The 17,997-nt window shown below is 70.4% G+C and carries 15 protein-coding genes; 9 read left to right on the top strand and 6 right to left on the bottom strand.

All coding sequences use genetic code 11. The features are described 5' to 3' along the window. The first annotated feature begins 33 nt into the window (after positions 1 to 33). The 3 genes from wecB to AB0I67_RS07610 all read left to right on the top strand — a co-directional run bounded on the left by wecB (position 34) and on the right by AB0I67_RS07610 (position 5,517). Positions 34 to 1,164, top strand: coding sequence for a UDP-N-acetylglucosamine 2-epimerase (non-hydrolyzing) (wecB, locus tag AB0I67_RS07620; RefSeq protein WP_357919233.1), 1,131 nt, complete (start codon positions 34 to 36; stop codon positions 1,162 to 1,164). 91 nt (positions 1,165 to 1,255) lie between these two features. Continuing rightward, entirely contained in the window at positions 1,256 to 3,400 is a 2,145-nt protein-coding gene (locus AB0I67_RS07615) for an AbfB domain-containing protein (RefSeq protein WP_357919230.1), read from the top strand. An 80-nt stretch (positions 3,401 to 3,480) separates the two neighbouring features. Beyond that, positions 3,481 to 5,517, top strand: coding sequence for a glycosyltransferase (locus AB0I67_RS07610; RefSeq protein WP_357919228.1), 2,037 nt, complete (start codon positions 3,481 to 3,483; stop codon positions 5,515 to 5,517). Positions 5,518 to 5,530: 13 nt separating this feature from the next. On the opposite strand, the gene AB0I67_RS07605 is transcribed toward AB0I67_RS07610, so the two are convergent. Next, positions 5,531 to 6,229: a hypothetical protein gene (locus AB0I67_RS07605; protein WP_357919225.1), complete on the bottom strand. Its 699-nt coding sequence runs from the start codon at positions 6,227 to 6,229 to the stop codon at positions 5,531 to 5,533. Positions 6,230 to 6,430: 201 nt separating this feature from the next. Between AB0I67_RS07605 and AB0I67_RS07600 the strand changes: the two genes are divergently transcribed. From AB0I67_RS07600 to AB0I67_RS07575, 6 genes are all read left to right on the top strand, one after another. Next, on the top strand, positions 6,431 to 8,395 hold the full coding sequence (locus tag AB0I67_RS07600) for an NAD(P)-binding protein (RefSeq protein WP_357919223.1): 1,965 nt from the start codon (positions 6,431 to 6,433) through the stop codon (positions 8,393 to 8,395). Continuing rightward, positions 8,392 to 9,228, top strand: a complete 837-nt coding sequence (locus AB0I67_RS07595) for a PrsW family glutamic-type intramembrane protease (RefSeq protein WP_357919221.1) — start codon at positions 8,392 to 8,394, stop codon at positions 9,226 to 9,228. Before AB0I67_RS07600 ends, AB0I67_RS07595 begins: the two co-directional genes overlap by 4 nt. 138 nt (positions 9,229 to 9,366) lie before the next feature. Beyond that, the gene (locus AB0I67_RS07590; protein WP_357919219.1) at positions 9,367 to 11,451 is read left to right on the top strand and encodes an ATP-binding protein; all 2,085 of its coding nucleotides are present in this window, start codon (positions 9,367 to 9,369) and stop codon (positions 11,449 to 11,451) included. Beyond that, the gene (locus tag AB0I67_RS07585) at positions 11,448 to 11,852 is read left to right on the top strand and encodes a roadblock/LC7 domain-containing protein (RefSeq protein WP_357919217.1); all 405 of its coding nucleotides are present in this window, start codon (positions 11,448 to 11,450) and stop codon (positions 11,850 to 11,852) included. The genes AB0I67_RS07590 and AB0I67_RS07585 overlap by 4 nt, the downstream gene beginning before the upstream one ends. Further along, positions 11,849 to 12,196: a DUF742 domain-containing protein gene (locus tag AB0I67_RS07580; protein WP_357919214.1), complete on the top strand. Its 348-nt coding sequence runs from the start codon at positions 11,849 to 11,851 to the stop codon at positions 12,194 to 12,196. Before AB0I67_RS07585 ends, AB0I67_RS07580 begins: the two co-directional genes overlap by 4 nt. Further along, positions 12,177 to 12,749 (top strand): ATP/GTP-binding protein, encoded by a 573-nt coding sequence (locus AB0I67_RS07575; protein WP_357919211.1) that lies wholly within the window; start codon positions 12,177 to 12,179, stop codon positions 12,747 to 12,749. Before AB0I67_RS07580 ends, AB0I67_RS07575 begins: the two co-directional genes overlap by 20 nt. Here AB0I67_RS07575 and AB0I67_RS07570 read toward each other — a convergent pair. From AB0I67_RS07570 to AB0I67_RS07550, 5 genes are all read right to left on the bottom strand, one after another. Next, entirely contained in the window at positions 12,746 to 13,099 is a 354-nt protein-coding gene (locus AB0I67_RS07570; RefSeq protein ID WP_357919208.1) for a DUF742 domain-containing protein, read from the bottom strand. The genes AB0I67_RS07575 and AB0I67_RS07570 overlap by 4 nt on opposite strands. Further along, positions 13,096 to 15,195 (bottom strand): nitrate- and nitrite sensing domain-containing protein, encoded by a 2,100-nt coding sequence (locus AB0I67_RS07565; protein ID WP_357919206.1) that lies wholly within the window; start codon positions 15,193 to 15,195, stop codon positions 13,096 to 13,098. The genes AB0I67_RS07570 and AB0I67_RS07565 overlap by 4 nt, the downstream gene beginning before the upstream one ends. 76 nt (positions 15,196 to 15,271) lie before the next feature. Further along, positions 15,272 to 15,838: a DUF998 domain-containing protein gene (locus tag AB0I67_RS07560; RefSeq protein ID WP_357919203.1), complete on the bottom strand. Its 567-nt coding sequence runs from the start codon at positions 15,836 to 15,838 to the stop codon at positions 15,272 to 15,274. A gap of 79 nt (positions 15,839 to 15,917) precedes the next feature. Then, positions 15,918 to 16,355, bottom strand: a complete 438-nt coding sequence (locus tag AB0I67_RS07555) for a hypothetical protein (protein ID WP_357919201.1) — start codon at positions 16,353 to 16,355, stop codon at positions 15,918 to 15,920. Positions 16,356 to 16,428: 73 nt separating this feature from the next. Beyond that, positions 16,429 to 17,976, bottom strand: a complete 1,548-nt coding sequence (locus AB0I67_RS07550; protein ID WP_357919199.1) for an MDR family MFS transporter — start codon at positions 17,974 to 17,976, stop codon at positions 16,429 to 16,431. Positions 17,977 to 17,997 lie beyond the last annotated feature (21 nt).

Genomic DNA, 17,997 nt, shown 5'->3' with positions numbered 1-17,997 from the left:
AGCCCTGCTCAGCAAACCTGAAAGGCAAGGTAGATGAGGGAGAACCCCCTGGTCCTGCACGTGCTGGGTGCCCGGCCCAACTTCCCGAAGGCCGCCCCGGTCGTGCGTGCCCTGGACTCCCTCGGCGTCCGTCAGGGCATCGTCCACACCGGGCAGCACTACGACGCCCTGATGTCCGACGTCTTCTTCGCCGACCTCGGGCTGCCCGAGCCGGTGGCGAACCTCGGCGTCGGCTCCGGCACCCACGCCAAGCAGACCGCCGCCCTGCTCGTCGGGCTGGAGGAGGTCGTCGAGGAGCACGCCCCCGACCTGGTCATGGTCTACGGCGACGTCAACTCCACGCTCGCCGCGATCCTCGTCTGCGCCAAGCTGGGCGTGCCGACCGCGCACGTGGAGGCGGGCCTGCGCTCCTTCGACCGGAGCATGCCCGAGGAGGTCAACCGCATCGTCACCGACTCCCTGTCGGACCTGCTGTTCGCCACCTCCCCCGACGCGCTGTCCTACCTGGCCGCCGAGGGCGTCGACCCGCGCCGCGTCCACCTCGTCGGCAACCCGATGATCGACAGCCTCTACACCGCGCTGCCCAAGCTCGACCCCGCGCCCGTCGTGGGGCGGCTCGGCCTGCCCGCGCGGTACGCCGTCGCCACCCTGCACCGGCCGGCCAACGTCGACTCCCCCGAGGCCGCCCGCGAGCTCGTCGACGCCGTCCTGGCCGTGGCCGAGCAGATCCCGCTGGTCATCCCGATCCACCCGCGTGGCCGTACCCGCCTGGCCGAGGCCGGCCTGGTCTCCTCCGAGTCGGTCCTCGTCGTCGACCCGCTCGGCTACGTGGACTTCCTCTCCCTGGTGCGCGGCGCCTCGCTCGTCGTCACCGACTCCGGCGGCGTCCAGGAGGAGAGCACCATCCTCGGCGTGCCCTGCCTCACCGTCCGGCCCAACACCGAGCGGCCGATCACCGTCACCCACGGCACCAACCGCCTGGTCACCCCGGCCTCGCTGCCCGCCGCCGCCGCCAAGGCCCTGGCCGACGGCGCCGCCATCCCGGCCGAGGAACTGCCCGTCCTCTGGGACGGCCAGGCCGGCCCCCGCATCGCCCGCGTCGTGTCGGCCTGGCTCAAGGGCGACAACCTCGCCCCGGCGGCCCACGCCTCCGTCCAGCCCTGAATCGGCTGACGGGCGCGACACTGATCCTCTACTCTTCGGGATTCCTCAGAGTTTCGGGGGCTCTGGGATTCCTGAGAGCTATGGGGGACAAGTGTCAGGAGTCAGCGCTTTACGCCCAGGAGATCCCGAAAGCCTGGGCTCATACCGGCTGACCGGATTCCTTGGCGAAGGCGGCCAGGGAACGGTCTACCTGGCCGAGGGGCCCGACGGCCGACCGGTGGCCGTCAAAACCCTGCACATTCGACGGGCGCGCGAACTCGACCTGTTGCGGCGCTTCCAGCGCGAGGTGGACAACACGCGGCAGGTCGCTTCGTTCTGCACAGCGCGAGTGCTGGCCGTGGACATGCTGCACCGGCCGCCGTACGTCGTCAGCGAGTACATCGAGGGCTCCTCCCTGCAGGACGCGGTCAGGAGCGAAGGACCGCGTGAGCCCGGGGCGCTGACCCGGCTGGCGATCTCCACCAGCGCGGCCTTGGTCGCCATCCATCGAGCCGGCGTGGTGCACCGCGACTTCAAACCGGGCAATGTGCTGCTCGGTCCGGACGGGCCACGAGTCGTCGATTTCGGCATCGCGAGCGTGACCGAGGCGGACACCACCTTCTCAGGACCGGTCGGCACTCCCGGTTACATGGCGCCGGAGCAGATCGAGGGCAAATCGGTCGGTCCCGCGGCCGACATGTTCTCGTGGGCCGCGACCATGGCCTTCGCGGCCACCGGGCAGCCGTTGTTCGGCGGCGGCAATGTGATGGCCATCCTCAACCGTGTGCTGAACGCCGCGCCCGACCTGTCCGAGGTGCCGAAGGAATTGCAGCCGATTCTGGCTGCCTGCCTGAATCGCGATCCCGCCCTTCGGCCCACAGCCGAACAGGTCCATTCGAATCTGCTCGGTGCGCCGAAGGCGATTCCCGCCGCTGGACCCCGGGAACAGCGCGCCGGAACGCGCTCGGGCAGAGGTAGGGCCGGCCGCAAGCCCGTCATTCTGGCGGTGTCCACGGCAGCAGTGGCGGTTGCTGCGGCGATCGTGCTGACGACGACCAACCTGCTGCCGGGTGGTGCTGCGGTCGGAAGCGGCCCTGGAGCAGCTTCTGGCGGCAGGACCACCACTCTTGTGACGCCTACGATCACCCCGGGAACGGCTGGCCCTCAGGCGTCGCCGCTCGGAAGCGTGTCCCCTGTCGCCACCAGCCCGCCAGTCAAGAAGCCCGTCCGGAAGAAGGCCGCGCCCGACGACCCGTATTGGGGCGGCGTGTCCGGGTCCGAAGTGGTCGGGACGTGGCGGAGCAACGGTCCGCAGAGCGTGCGCCTCACCTCGTTCAACGGCGAATCGGTCAGCCAGATCCTCCATCTGGGCCACCGTATGGGCCGCGAGCAGAGCGTCTCGGTCCAGATTCGCCTGACCGCCACCGGACCCGATCTCCCGTCTCCGAAGTACGGCCTTCGAGTGCCCTACGCCGATCCCGGCAACTACGTCCATGTCTTCCTCCAGCAGGACCTCGGCAGGCTGCTGACGGTGGGCAAGATCCGGGGCAAGGACCGCGGGTCGCAGCACGTGCCACTGCCCCCGGGTTTCGACCCGGCGGACGAACACCTGATCAAGGTCGTCAAGAACGGCAGTCTCTACCGGATCTACCTGGATGGCCGGCTCATGCAGGTCCGCGACTTCGGTCAGGATCCGGGCACCGGACGGGTGGGCTTCATCGCGCACGACAGCAAGGTGGACTACTCCCGGCTCACCGTCGGGGCGGCCACGGCCAAGCCCAAGATCACCACCACCTCCATCCGGATCACCGACGCGCCGAACGTGAAGGACATGTACATCCTGATCAAGGATCAGCGCTTGATGATCGATCGCGTGGGGGAACACGACTCCGCCTCCACCAAGGCGCTGGCCACCTGGCGAATCCATCCGGGCTTCGCCGACCCCCGATGCGTGTCCATCGAGTCGGTGAGCCAGCCCGGCCGCTACCTGACCCGACAGGGCTTCCAGGTCGGGCTGGGATACCCGGACGGGACCGCTCGGTTCGCCGGCGACGCCACGCTCTGCCCCAAGCCCGGATTCGCGGGGGCCGGGGTCACGTACGAGTCATACGTGTTGAGTGGCCGCTACCTGCGCCACTACTGGAAGGAACTCTTCCTCGGCAACAACAGCAACAGCGGGAAGAAGTTCGACCAGGACACCCCTGGTTGGAAGGTCGCCGTCAGCTGGAACCTGGTCAAGGCATGGAACAGCAGGTGACTCCGACCGTTGGGCGGCGATCAGTCCGGCGATAGCCGTACCATGACAAATCGACCCCACCCATCGATAAGGCGAGCACCATGGCCGAAACCCCCGAAGAGCCGACCTTCCAGCGTCTGGGACCGATCAACTGGCTGCCCGAGGAGCGCAAGCTGGTCGAGCGGTACGAGGCCGAGGTGGCCGAGTTGCGCAGGCGGCTGGAGATCGCCGAGGCGAAGGCGGAGTACGCCACCTGGAAGCTGGAGGCGACGCAGGCCAAGCGCGCGTTCAAGCTGGGTGAGGCGATAGTGGCCAAGAGCCCGGGCCGGACGCTGAAGGCGCTGAAGGAGCGGGGACGGGCGCCGAAGGCGCCGCGGACGGTCGGCGAGGTGATCGCGGAGGTCGACGGGCGCGGGCCGCTGGTGGAGGTGCCGCCGGTGAAGTGGCCGGCCGGGCCGATCAACCGCCCCGACCTCAAGGTGGCGGTGATCCTGGACGACTTCTCCAGGATGGCCTTCCGCTACGAGTGGGACCAGATCGAGTTCGGGCTGAAGGACTGGCCGGAGATCTTCGCCGACAAGCGGCCTGACCTGCTGTTCTGCGAGTCGGCCTGGCACGGCAACCAGGGCCGCTGGCGCTACCAGATGACCGGGACCAACGCGCCGAAGGAGCCGCTGCAGGAGCTGGTGGCCTGGTGCAAGCAGGAGGGCATCCCGACGGTCTTCTGGAACAAGGAGGACCCGCCGAACTTCGACTTCTTCATCGACACGGCCAAGCTGTTCGACTACGTGTTCACCTGCGACGGCGACATGATCCCGAAATATCGGGAAGTGCTGGGGCATGACCGGGTGGATGTGCTGCAGTTCGCGGCCCAGCCGCGGGTGCACAACCCGATCCAGCAGAAGGCCGGCCGGCTGCACGACGTGGTGTTCGCGGGGATGTACTTCCGAGACAAGCACCCCGAGCGCCGCGAGCAGATGGAGACGGTCATCGACCCGGTCCGCGAGCTCGGCCTGCACATCTTCGCCCGCAACGACTCGGTGGACGACAAGTACGCCTGGCCGGAGAAGTACCGCCCGCACATCGTGGGCGAGCTGCCCTACGACCAGATGCTGGCCGCCTACCGGATGTACAAGGTCTTCCTGAACGTCAACAGCGTGCTGGACTCGCCGACGATGTGCGCCCGGCGCGTCTTCGAGCTGAGCGCCTGCTCGACCCCGGTGGTGAGCGGCTGGTCACGGGCGATCGAGGAGACCTTCGGGGACCTGGTCCCGATCGCCAAGGAGCCGGTCGAGTCCTACAACCAGGTGCTGCACCTGATCAACTCGCCGGAGCTGCGCGCCCGGATGGGCCACCTGGCCATGCGCGAGGTCTTCGACAAGCACCTGTTCTCGCACCGCGTGGACCAGGTGCTGCGGCTGCTGGGCCGGCCGGTGGAGAACCGCTCGCGGAGCATCTCGGTCATCCTGCCGACCAACCGCGCGGGCCAGATCGAGCACGCGATCGGCTCGGTCGCCAAGCAGATCCACAAGCCCGTCCAGCTCGTGATGGTGCTGAACGGTGTGGAGATCGACCCCGTCGTGGTGGGCGACAAGGCGCGGGCCGCGGGGATCAGCGACGTGGTGGTGTTGCCCACCCCGGCCGAGTGGTCGCTGGGCGCGTGCCTCAACCACGGCATCGCGCACGCCGACGGCGAGCTGATCGCCAAGATGGACGACGACAACCTGTACGGCGCGCACTACCTGTCGGACCTGGTGCGCTCCTTCGACTACACCGACGCCGAACTGGTCGGCAAGGGCGCGCACTACGCCTACTTCGAGGGCCGCAACACCACGATGCTCCGGCTGCCCGGCCTGGAGCACCGCTACTCGTGGCTGGTCCAGGGCGGGACGTTCCTCGGCAAGGCCGGACTCTTCCGGACCTACCCCTTCGAGGACCTCACCCGCGGCGAGGACACCACGCTGGTCCGCCGCCTCCGCGAGGAGGGCGTCAAGATCTACTCGGCCGACCGGTTCAACTTCGTCTACTGGCGCAGCGCCGACACCGCGATGCACACCTGGCAGGCCGACCACATCAAGCTGACGAGGAACGCGCAGTTCTCCTTCGTCGGCCACCCGGCCGACCACGTGCTCATCTGAGCGGGGCCGACGTTCACGAAAGGGTCGAAGTAAGCCTCTTGTAGGCGCGCTTCACGTTTGCCCGCAAATCCGCAGGCTTTATCTTCGACCCCACCATGAGAATGCTCATGATGACATTTCCATGGCGAACGGTCCCGGTGGCGATCTGCACCGTCTGCCCGCTGGAGGTGGTCGTGGTGAGCGAGGCCCGCGACTCCTGCCCCAGCATCGGCGCGGGCAGCCGCCGGGTGAGGTAGGAGATCGTCGAGCCGCCCACCGTCGCGGTGTAGGTACGGCAGGCGGCCGGCGGCTCGGCGGGCAGGGCGGCCTGGCCGGGCGGCAGCGTGACCAGCGCCTCGGTGAGCGAGCCGGCGTCGGAGGCGAAGGCGACCACCGCGGCGGGCGCCGAGGCGACGGCCGGGGCGGCGGCGTCGAGCTGGCCGGCGCCGGCGCACTGGGGCTTGCTCAGCCTGGCCTGGCGCATGGCCTCCAGGCCGCGCCGGGTGGCCTCCAGCCCGCCGTACGGGCCGACTTCGGGGCCGTAGGCCACCTGCATGCCGCGCGGGGTGGCCAGCAGGGCCCGGCTGAGGCGCGCGGCGGCGGCCGAGGTGACGCGCGGCGAGGGCGACGGCTGCCCGGAAGCCTCCTGCCGGGGTGTGGCGTGGCCCGTCCGGGAGGCGGCGGCGGGCGGCACGGCATCCCCGCCGCACCCGGCCGTTCCGGCGATCACCATAAGTCCCGCGATAATGCGGGAAATCGGGACAATTGCGTGGCGCATAATGCTCCCCCGTCCGGCGGCAATTCGCCAAAACGCTAGACGATTCTTCGCCACCGCGAGGGGCCCTTCCCCGTATGCGTAATACCTCGCGCAAATGTTCGCCGAAACACTGCGTGCCGTACAGCGACAATTGCCACCCCTCCCCATGATCGCGCCATGGAGATCGATCCGCGCCGGGCGCGCGAACTCGGGATGGACCGCCGCATCTCGCGCCGGGACTTCTTCGACGGGGTGGCGATGGCCGCCGGGGCCGCGGCGCTCGGCTCGCTGGCCGGCTGCGGCGGGCTGGGCAGCGGTCCGAGCCTGATCGGCACCGATCACCTGGAGGTGCCCGGGGACGCGAAGTTCCCGCCCGCCCTCACCGGTCTCCAGGGCAACACTCCGCAGGCGCTGAGCGTGGCGCACGCGCTGCGGGACGACCGCTTCTGGCAGTACGCGGGCTCGCCCGAGGCGACCGGCGAGAACTACGACCTGGTCGTGGTCGGCGGCGGGATCAGCGGGGTGAGCGCGGCCCACGAGTGGCTGCGCCGCGACCCGTCGGCCCGCGTCCTGATCCTGGACAACCACGACGAGCTCGGCGGCCACGCCCGGCGCAACGAGTTCTATCCCAAGGGCCGTCAGGGCGGCCTGATCGGCTACGGCGGCTCCCAGTCGCTGGAGGCGCCGAGCGTCTGGACCGCCGAGGGCAAGGACCTGCTCAAGCAGCTCGGCGTCGAGGTGCAGAAGTTCGAGAAGTACTTCGACCAGAAGCTCTACGAGCGCCTCGGCCTGACCGACAGCGTGATGTGCGACAAGGAGACCTTCGCCGCCGACCGGCTGGTCCGCCTGATGCCCAATCTGAAGGCCCCGCAGTTCGTCGCCCAGCTCCCGATCGCCGAGCAGGCCAAGAAGGACCTGCTCAGGCTCTACACCAGCCCGCCCGACTGGTTCGCGGGGCTCAGCCAGGCGCAGAAGGAGGAGCGCCTGGCGGGCATGACCTACTCGCAGTTCCTGCTGGAGGTCTGCAAGGTCCACCCGGACGTGGAGCGCTTCTGCCGGACGATGTCGAGCGACGAGTGGGCCTACGACACCCGGGCCTTCGGCGCGATCGACGCCTGGGGCAGCGCCGACGGCTGGGACTACCCCGGCTTCCAGGGCCTGAAGCTCAACAGCGACCGGCCCTCGAAGTACAACTCGCCGTCGATGAAGAAGGAGTGGACGGCCGAGGACCCGTACATCTACCACTTCCCCGAGGGCAACCAGGCGATCGTGCGGATGATGGTGGGCCGGATGATCCCGGGCTTCGCCAGCGCCACCGACATGGACGGGATCACCACCGCGCGGTTCGACTACAGCCGCCTCGACCTGCCCACCAACCGGGTCCGCTTCCGGCTGTCGAGCCCGGTGGTCTCGGTCGCCAACGACGGCAGCCCCGACACCGCCCGCACCGCCACGGTCGGCTACTACGACGGCAACAAGATCCGCACGGTCCGGGCCGGCGCGGTGGTGATGGCCTGCTGGAACATGGTCATCCCCTACCTGATCCCGTCGCTGCCCGGGCCCCAGCAGCAGGCGATGCACCAGGCGATCAAGATGCCGCTGCTCTACGCGATGGTGCAGCTTCGCGACTGGCAGGCCTGGAAGAAGGTGGGGATCAACCACGTCCGCTGGACCGGCGCCTACTGGTGCGTCTCCGAGCTGGACTACCCGGTCAGCATGCCCGGCTACGAGTTCCCCAGCGACCCGAGCCAGCCGATCAACGTGCACATGATCGCCACGCCCTGCCAGTCGGACGCCGGCCCCGCCGAGGGCGCGGTCGCCGGCCGGCACACGCTGATCAAGACCGACTACGGGTACATGGAGTACTCCATCAGGGACCAGCTCACCCGCCTGCTCGGGCCGGGCGGCTTCGACCCCGGGCGCGACATCGAGGCGATCACCGTCAACCGCTGGGGCCACGGCTACGCGCCCGAGTACTGCCGGCCGTGGAACAAGTTCTACCCCGACGGCCCGTTCCCGGCCGAGACCGCCAGGAAGCCGTTCGGCCGGATCGCCATCGCCAACTCCGACTCCGTGCCGGCCGCCTACGCCGACGCGGCCATCACGGCCGCCTACCGAGCCGTGGGAGAGCTGCGCAAGTGAGACCGCACTGGAAGGTCTTCCTCACCGGCGCCGCGCTCTGGGCGGCCACGGTCGTGGTCACGGTCGTGACCGCCAACTCCAACCTGATCCCGACCATCGTGCTCCTGGGCAGCTTCCTGGTCCCGGTCACCTTCGTGGTCTGGGCCTACGAGCACGGCCGCGACAACGTGGTCACCGTCGAGCTGCTGTTCAAGTGCTTCGTCATCGGCGGCGTGCTGGGCGTGCTCGGCGCCTCGGTCCTGGAGAGCTACCTCGGCCAGAGCCTGTGGATGTACTTCGCGGTCGGATTGATCGAGGAGGGCGTCAAGGTCGCCGCGCTGCTGCTGGTCGCCCGGGGCATCGTCAAGAACCGGCTGCGCGACGGCGCGGTGCTCGGCGCCACGGTCGGCTTCGGCTTCGCCTCCTTCGAGAGCGCCGGGTACGCCTTCAACGCGTTGTTCACCGACGACGGCCTGTCGCTGATCCAGATGGTCGAGACCGAGATCCTGCGCGGCGTGCTGGCCCCGGTCGGGCACGGCCTGTGGTCGGCCATCCTGGGCGCGGTGCTCTTCTCCCAGGGCGGCCGGCTCACCGCCCGGTTCCTGCTGGCCTACCTCGGCGTCTCGCTCCTGCACGGCCTCTGGGACTCGATGAGCGGCCTCGCGGTCGCCATCACGCTCATCCTGACCGGCAAGCAGTGGCAGTTCCACCAACTCGAACTCGGCGAGCTCCCCGGCGTCACCGACGCCCAGACCCACCTCTACACCATCCTGAACTGGGGCGGCCTCGCATTGATCTCGATAATCGCGATCTTCTGCCTCAGCAGGCTGTTGAAGAAACCCGTATCCCCATAGGCATCCCAATGCACAGGAAGGTACAAAAGTGCTAGTCTCCTGTGCGATCTTCCGGAGGTGTCTTCGCACGAGCGCCCAGGACTCCGAGGTTGGGACATGAGCTCGAGAAACCGGTCGATTCGGCGAAAGATCTTCTTATTGCTGCTTCTGCCGCTCGTTTCCCTCAGCGCGCTGTGGGGATTCGTGCTCAACCTCACCGTGTCCGAGGGGCAGGCGCTGCGGCGGGCCGAAGACCTCTACGACACCATCGGTGTCACCTCCACCGAGCTGGGCGTGCAGCTCCAGGCCGAGCGCAGCCGCTCGGCCGAGGCGCTCACCACCCGCAAGCCCACCGCCGAGCTCGGCGCCCAGCGCGTCCGCACCGACCAGGCGATCAACGAGCTCAACGCCTCCGTCGCCGAGGCCGGCGACCTGGTCGGCGCCGACCTGCGGGCCGCGCTCGGCCAGCTCGCGACGCACACCGGGCGGCTCGGGTTCATCCGTGACACCGTGGACAGCGGGTTCCGGTCCCGGCTCGACGGGCTGACCGAGTACGACCGGGTGATCGACGCGCTCTTCCCGGTCTACGACCAGCTCATCGCGCTGCCCGACCTCTCGCTCTTCCAGCAGGCCTCCGCGCTGCAGACCATGGCCAAGGCGCGCGACTTCCTCGCCCGCGAGCAGGCCCTGGTGGGCGCGGCGCACCTCGACGGCCGGCTCACCACCCTCGAGGTCGCGGCGCTGGCCGAGTACGTCACCACCCGCAAGTTCCTCCAGGCCCGCGCGCTGGCCGCGCTCGACCTGGAGCTGCGCCAGCCGTACGAGCTGGCCTTCGGCAGCCGCACCTTCCTCGACTTCGCCATCGTCGAGGCCCGGGTGCGCGAGAGCGGGACGCCCGCCCCCGAATGGGGCACCGCGGTCAACGCGGCCATGGCTCAGTTCGACCAGCTCGGCGCGGCCTCCTCCCGGCTGCTGGCCCAGCGCACCTCCGACGCCGCGACCGGCGTCGCCACCCGCATCGCCGTCGCCGGCGGCGCGGGACTGCTCGCCGTGCTCGCCTCCATCGTGATCTCCGTCCGCTTCGGCCGCCGCCTGTCGCGCGAGCTGGCCGACCTGCGCACCAACGCCCTCGAACTGGCCGAGGTACGGCTGCCGCGGCTGGTCGAGCGGTTGCGCCTGGGCGAGGAGGTCGACGTCAAGGCCGAGACCCGCACCCTCAACGTGAGCGGCTCGACCGAGATCATCGACGTGGGCCGGGCCTTCGCCTCGGTGCAGCGCACCGCGGTCGAGGCGGCGGTCGGCCAGGCGGCCATCCGGCGCGGCGTCGCCCAGGTCTTCCTCAACCTCGCGCGGCGCAAGCAGGGGCTGCTGCACCGCCAGCTCGGGCTCCTGGACGGCTTGCAGCGCCGTACGCACGATCCTGACCGGCTGGAGGAGCTCTTCCGGCTGGACCACCTGACCACCCGCATGCGGCGGCACGCCGAGGGCCTGATCACGCTGTCCGGGGCGACCCCCGGCCGCATCTGGCGGCGGCCGGTGCCGGTGCTGGACATCGTCCGCGCCGCGGTCGCCGAGGTCGAGGACTACACGCGCGTGGACGTCGAGTCGATGCCGCTCGCCGCCGTCGACGGCTCCGCCGCGGCCGACCTCACCCACCTGCTCGCCGAGCTGGTGGAGAACGCCACCCTCTACTCCGCCCCGTCCACCGCCGTGCGGATCGGCGGCGACTCGGTGGCCAACGGCTACGCGATCGAGGTCGAGGACCGCGGGCTCGGCCTGCCCACCGACCGGTACGCGGCGATCAACGCGTTGCTGGCCGAGCCGCCCGAGTTCGACCTGGCCGACAGCGACCGGCTCGGCCTGTTCGTGGTCGCCACCCTGGCCCAGCGGCACGGGGTGCAGGTCGTGCTGCGCGCCTCGCCGTACGGCGGGACCACCGCGATCGTGCTCGTGCCCAGCCGCCTCATCGCCGAGCCGGAGGAGCCCGCGGCGGAGCCGGTGGTGGTGGAGCGCGTCGACCGGCCCCGGGCCCTGCCCGAGGCGCCGCGCAAGCCGATCGCCGTCGTCAGCGCCGACTCCCACGCCGGTTTGCCCCGGCGTGTACGGCAGGCGAACCTGGCGCCCCAGCTCCGGGCGCCGGACCCAGAGCCGGAACCGGAACGCTCTCCCGAGCAGGTACGGGACCTTTTCTCCGCGTTCCAGCGCGGTACCCAACGTGGCAGGCAGGAAGAGGGGGACTCATGAACCCGACGAACGTGGGAGAGCTGAACTGGCTTCTCGATGATCTGACCAGCCGGGTCGGCTCGGTACGGCAGGCGGTGATCCTGTCCACGGACGGCTTGGCGGTCGGCTACTCCAAGGGCCTGATCCGCGAGGACGCCGAGCACCTGTCCGCGCTCGCGGCCGGGTTCCAGAGCCTGGCCAGAGGCGCCGGACGCCACTTCGGCGGCGGCGACGTCCGGCAGACCATCGTCGAACTGGACTCCGCCTTCCTGTTCGTCACCGCCGCCGGCCAGGGCACCTGCCTGGCCGTGCTGGCCGACGGCGACGCCGACGTCGGCCACATCGCCTACGAGATGGCGATGCTCGTCAAGCGGGTCGGCCAGCACATCACCACCAATCCACGGAGGGCGGTGAACCTGTGACCGAATGGATGGACGAGGAGGCCGGGCCCATAGTCCGGCCTTACGCACTGACCAAGGGCCGGACGCGGGCCGCGGGCGAGACCCTGGACCTGGTCGCCATGGTCAGGGCCACGGGCGAGCCCGCCTCCGGCGTGGGGCCGGAGCACGAGGCGATCCTGCGCGCCTCACGCTCGCCCATCTCGGTGGCCGACCTGGCCGTCGAGCTAGACCTGCCCGTGGGCGTCGTCCGGGTGCTGCTCGGCGACCTGCGTGACCACGGACTCCTCACGGTGACGTCCCAGGTGGGGCCGCGCCCGAGCGAGCGCATTCTCAAGGAAGTGATCAATGGACTCCGGGCTCTCTGAAGACCCCGTCGCGCTCAAGATCCTCATTGCCGGGGGCTTTGGCGTGGGCAAGACCACCCTCGTGGGCTCGATCAGCGAGATCAAGCCGTTGAAGACCGAGGAGGTGCTGTCCGACCGCGGGATCGGGGTGGACGACCTCGACGGGGTCGAGGGCAAGACGACGACCACGGTCGCCATGGACTTCGGCCGCATCACCATCCGCGAGGGCCTGGTGGTGTACCTGTTCGGCACGCCCGGCCAGGAGCGGTTCTGGTTCATGTGGGACGAGCTGTCCTACGGGGCGCTCGGCGCGGTCGTGATCGCCGACACCCGGCGGCTGACCGACTGCTTCCCCTCGATCGACTACTTCGAGCAGCGCGGGACGCCGTTCGTGGTCGCGGTCAACTGCTTCGACGGCGAGCCGACGCACAGCATCCAGGACGTGAAGATCGCGCTCGACCTGGAGGACCACGTGCCGGTGCTGATGTGCGACGTCCGGCGGCGCGCGTCGGCCAAGGAGGTGCTGATCGCGCTGGTCGAGCACTCGCTCCGGACGCTCACCACGGCCTCCTAGAGCGCTCGCAGGCCGTCGATCACCTCGCGCAGCAGGCCTTCCATGGCCGAGGCGGGGGCGGCCTGCCGTACCTGCACGAGGTCCTGGTCCATGAGGTCGGCCAGCAGCACGCGGGCGACGCCGACCGGCAGGCCCAGCTCCGAGGCGAGCTCGGCGACCGGGCGCGGCAGGGCCAGCGCGGCCAGCAGGCGGCGGTGCGAGACGCCGAGTTCGGCGCGCTCGGGCACCGGCCGGCCGGTGCGGGCTACCGTGGCCAGCAGGTCCAGTTCGGCGGTGGGCCGGGTGCGGCCGCGCGTGAGCGCGTAGGGCCGCACGACCGGCTCGTCCACCCACTCGTGCGGCTCGCTCATGCCTTCTCCTCGATGCGGCCCTGCTGGAGCCGGCCGGGCCGGACGCGGCGTGGCAGGTCGGGCGCCGGCGCCCCGTCCGGCACCGGCGTCAGGTTCGGGGCCAAGTTGGGGGCCGGCGTCAGGTTCGGGGCCGGCACGTCGGGGACGGACGCCAGGCCGACGGGCACGGCCGAGACGGCCGGCACGGCTGGGGCCTCGGGGGCGGTGTCCCGGACGGCCGGGACGGATTCCAGACCGGCCTTGCGGGTGCGCCGCGGCAGCAGGTCCCCGTCGGGCTCCGGCGGCGGCGCCATCGGCTCGACCAGCTCGGAGGGGAGCAACACGATCGCCGTGGTCCCCCCGTACGGCGAGGCCTTCAACGTCACCTGCACCCGGTGCCGGGCCGCCAGCATGGCGACGACGGCGAAGCCCAGCCGTTCGGAGTTGGCGGGGTCGAAGTCGGCCGGTCCGGCGAAGCGCGCGTTGACCTCCTCGCGCTCCTCCGGGCTCATCCCGAAGCCGCGGTCCTCGACCTCGATGACGAAGCCGCGGCCCACGCACTCGCCCCGGACCGAGACCTCGTTGGCGGAGAAGGTGGTGGCGTTCTCCACCAGCTCGGCGAACAGGTGCATCAGGTCGGCCACGGCCGCGCCGACCACCCCGATCTCGGGCATCGGGTAGATGCGCACCCGGGTGTACTCCTCGACCTGCGCCGCGGCGCCGGTGAGGACCTCCTCGACGGCGACCGTACGCCGCCAGACCCGGCCGCCGGAGCCGCCGGAGAGCAGCACCAGGCCCTCGGCGTGCCGGCGCATCCGGGTGGTGAGGTGGTCGAGCTTGAAGAGCCTGGACAGCGCGTCCGGGTCCTCGGTCTGTCCCTGCATGTCCTCCAGGAGCTTGAGCTGGCGCTGCACCAGCCCCTGGGTGCGGCGGGCGAGGTTGCGCAGCGCCTCGGCGATGCCCTCGCGCAGCTCGGCCTGGCCGACCGCGGCGTCGACGGCGGTGTTCTGGACGCTCTCGAAGGCGGCGGCGACGTCGGCGATCTCGGTGGTGCCGCCGGTCGGGATGGAGACGGGCAGGATCTCGGCCTGCTCGCCCTTCTTCAGCCGGGCGACGAGCTGCGGCAGCCGTACCGACGCCAGTTCGATGGCGGCGGCGCGCAGCCCGGCCAGCTCGCGGGTGAGCCGACGGCCCATCCGCAGGGCCAGGAAGAGCGAGGCCAGCACGGCGATCAGGCCCAGCACGCCGGCCAGGCCCGCGCGCACGATGATCAGCCGGCCGGCGGGCTCCATCCGGCTCAGCAGCACGTCGCTGGACGCCCAGACCGCCTTGGTGTAGTCCTCGACCAGCGGGTCGGCGATGCGCCGCCAGGTGTCGGCGGTCAGCGCCTGCTCCTCCAGGAGGGTGGTCACCGCGCGGTCGAAGGGCCCGAAGTCCACCTTGTCGTACGGCAGGCGCAACGCCTCGTCGAGGTCGCCGAACGCCCGGCGCTGCAACCAGGTGCGCGACCCGTCGAGCTTGGCCAGCGCCCGCCGGTCGGCGTCGCTCAGCCGCGCGCCCGCGGCGACGACCAGGGCGTGCTCGCGGCTGAGCAGCTCACGCACCTGGTCGGTGGCGATCACGGCGTTGGCTCGGCGGTAGAGCTCCAGGTCGGTGCTGAGCGCGACGGTGGAGTAGAGCGTGTGCACGGCGTCGGAGACGGTCGCGTACTGGGCGACCATGTCGGCCGGGTCGAGGGTGCGCTCGTCGACGCCCTGGCGGATCTCCGGCAGCCGGTCGAGCGCGGTGAAGACGTCGGCCAGCCGCTCCCGCGTCTCCGGCCTGAGGTCGTCGAGCTCCTTGACGCTCCGGCTGAGGGTGGCGCGGGCCTTCTCGGTCTCGGCGCGCCGCGCGGGCAGGTTCTTGCGCTCGGCGGAAGCCAGCCGCTCCTTCTGGAGCGCCGAGACGAGACCGTCGGAGGGGTCGATGAGACCGCGCCAGACCGATTCGACGCGCAGCAGGTTGAGCGCCTCGCCCGTGGTCGCGCTCGCCGCGAAGATCCAGAGCACGACGAGGGAGACGAGGGGGAGGACGAGCAGAACTGTGATCTTGAACCTGATGGATCTGCCCGATGCCATACCCTGCTCCCGGATAGAAGATCGCGGCAGAGAATAGCACCATAAATCACAGCAATTGACTGTCGAACGCCAGATGTCAAGAAACCGACAGGGGTCGCGTCAGCCTCACCAGCCACCCGGCGAGCACCGCGACCAAGGCCACCTCGGCTCCGAGCAGCAGTCGCTCCACCAGCCCGATCAGCACCTGCTCACCCGGAAGGGCCACGTAGGTCAGGGCCAGCAGGCCGAATCCGGCCGCCAGCGCCAGCCACTCCACCGGCCTCGCCACCGCGCGCCAGGTCTCGTCGGCGGCCAGCCTGGGGACCATCAGCACCGCGGCCACCAGCAGGCTCACGAAGGCCGCCGCCTCGGCCGCCAGCGCCAGCTCGGTCACCGGGCTCACCGCGGCCAGCACCAGCGCGCCGCTCCAGCCGAGCAGCAGCCGCTCCGGCGCGCCCTGGATCGGCGCCCCGGCCTGCTTCAGCCCGCCGACCAGGGCGAAAGAACCCACGCCCAGCACGGCCAGCACCCAGCTCGCCGCCGAGTACTCGTCCATCCACCCGAGATCGGGGGCGGAGGCGAGCTGCGCGAGCGCCGCCACCGCGGCGCCGCCGATGGCGGCCAGCGGGAAGCATCTCTTGGCGAAGGACACGAAGACCGGCATACCCCGAGGGTCCCGCGTCAGGCCCGCCCGGACATCCGGTGCCGTCCCCTAGACGACCCTGAGAGCCCCCTGAGGGCCGCTACTCCTTATGCGCGAGGCGGGTGGCCGGCTCGGCGGCCGCGTCCAGGCAGGGTTCGCACATCTGCACGCCGGCCAGCCTGCCGTCGACCTGGCCGGTGCAGATGCCCGGGCGGTCGGCGTGCCGGAAGCACAGGCAGTGGCAACTGGTCTGCTCCTCGTCCACCTCAAGGGCGGGCTCGGCGGACAGCGGCTCCTCCACCAGCTCGATGAACCGCCGCACCGGCGGCGCCTCCAGGACCGTGGCGCCCAGCGTCCTGAAGACGGCCGTGAGCGGGGCGAAGATCTCACCGAGGTCCTTCAGCAGGTCGCCGGCGGGTGACGGCGGCGCCGGTTTCTCCTCGGGAGGAGCCCACCGCATGGCGTCCGCGCTCACTGTCTCCCAGTCCTCTACGGCGCCGTCGATGGCGTCGAGGACGTGGTCCGGGTCGTTGGGCATGGCCTTCTCCAATCGACTGGCGCACTCCGAGTCGACATCTCCACGGTAACCCCGCGACCGCCGCCTGTCAGGGTCAGCGCCCTCTCAGGGGCAACTCCTTCAGGAAGAGGACGGCCAGGAAGCCGAGCACGGCGATCGGGACGCCGACCAGGAAGACGGTCTCCAGCGCCCGGGTGAAGGACTCCAGGATCACGCCGCGGATCGGCTCCGGCAGCCGCTGGATGGCCTCGGGGCTGCCGAGCTGCAGATTGGCCGCCCCGCCACCGGCCCCGGCGGGCAGCCGTGACAGCAGCTCGTCCTTCAGCCGGTTGGTGAGGATCGCACCGAAGGCGGCCACGCCGACCGCGCCGCCGAGCGAACGGAAGAAGGAGACGCCCGAGGTGGTGGCCGCCAGGTCGCGCAGCTCGGAGCCGTTCTGGGCGGCGAGGATGAGCATCTGCATGGTCAGGCCGAGTCCGACACCGAGGATGCCGACGTCGAGCCCGATCAGCCAGGGCGACGAGTCGACCTGCAGCCGCGACAGCAGATAGAGCGCCACGGCGACCAGCACCAGGCCGACGACCGGGAAGAGCTTCCACCGCCCGGTCGAGGTGACGACCTTCCCGGAGATGACGCCGGACAGGAACATCGCGATGACCATGGGCAGCGTCATCAGACCGGAGGCCGTGGGGCTCATGCCCTTGACGATCTGCAGGTACTGCGGCAGGAAGATCATCGCCCCGAAGAGCGCGACGCCGACGAAGAGCGAGGCGAGGCTGGTGAGCACGAAGGTCCGGTTCCCGAACAGCCGCGGCGGCAGGATCGGCTCCTTGGCCCGCCGCTCGGCCAGGACGGCGAGCAGCAGCATGACCACGGTCACCGCGCCGAGGATGTAGGTCCAGGGCGAGTTCCACTCGAACTCGTGCCCGCCGAAGGACAGCAGCAGCATCAGCGCGCTGGCGCTGGCCGTGATGGTGAAGGCGCCCCAGATGTCGATGCTGGCGTCCCGGCGGATCCGCGGGATGCGCAGCACCTTCTGGATCACCACGAAGGAGACCAGCGCGAACGGCACGCAGACGTAGAAGCACCAGCGCCAGCCGAGCCAGTCGGTGTCCACGATGAAGCCGCCGATCAGCGGCCCGGCGACGGTCGAGATGCCGAAGACCGCGCCCATGTACCCCGAGTAGCGGCCCCGCTCGCGCGGGGGCACGATGTCGGCCAGGATGACCTGCGCGAGCGCGCCGAGCCCGCCGACACCCAGCCCCTGTACGGCACGCGCCGCGATGAGCTGGCCCATGTCCTGCGACAGCCCGGCGGCGATCGAGGAGAGCACGAAGATCGCCATGGAGATCTGGAAGAGCAGCTTGCGGCCGTACAGGTCGGACAGCTTGCCCCAGAGCGGGGTGGAGACCGTCATCGTGAGCATGCTGGCGGTCGCCACCCACGAGTACTGATCCTGGCCGCCGAGCTCACCGACGATGGTCGGCAGCGCGGTGCCCACCACGGACATCGAGATCATCGACGTCAGCATGGCGATCATGAGCCCGGAGAGGATCTCCAGGATCTGCCGGTGGGTGTAGTGCTGCTGTTCGGGCTGCTGGTCTGACTGCTGCTCGGTCCGGGTCTCCACTAAGCCCCTCATCCTCGGATAAATGGTTAGAGC

The organism is Nonomuraea sp. NPDC050310 (genome assembly GCF_040655795.1).
GTDB lineage: Bacteria > Actinomycetota > Actinomycetes > Streptosporangiales > Streptosporangiaceae > Nonomuraea.
Note: the sequence above shows the minus strand (reverse complement) of the source record. Positions and strands in the feature narration are given on the sequence as shown.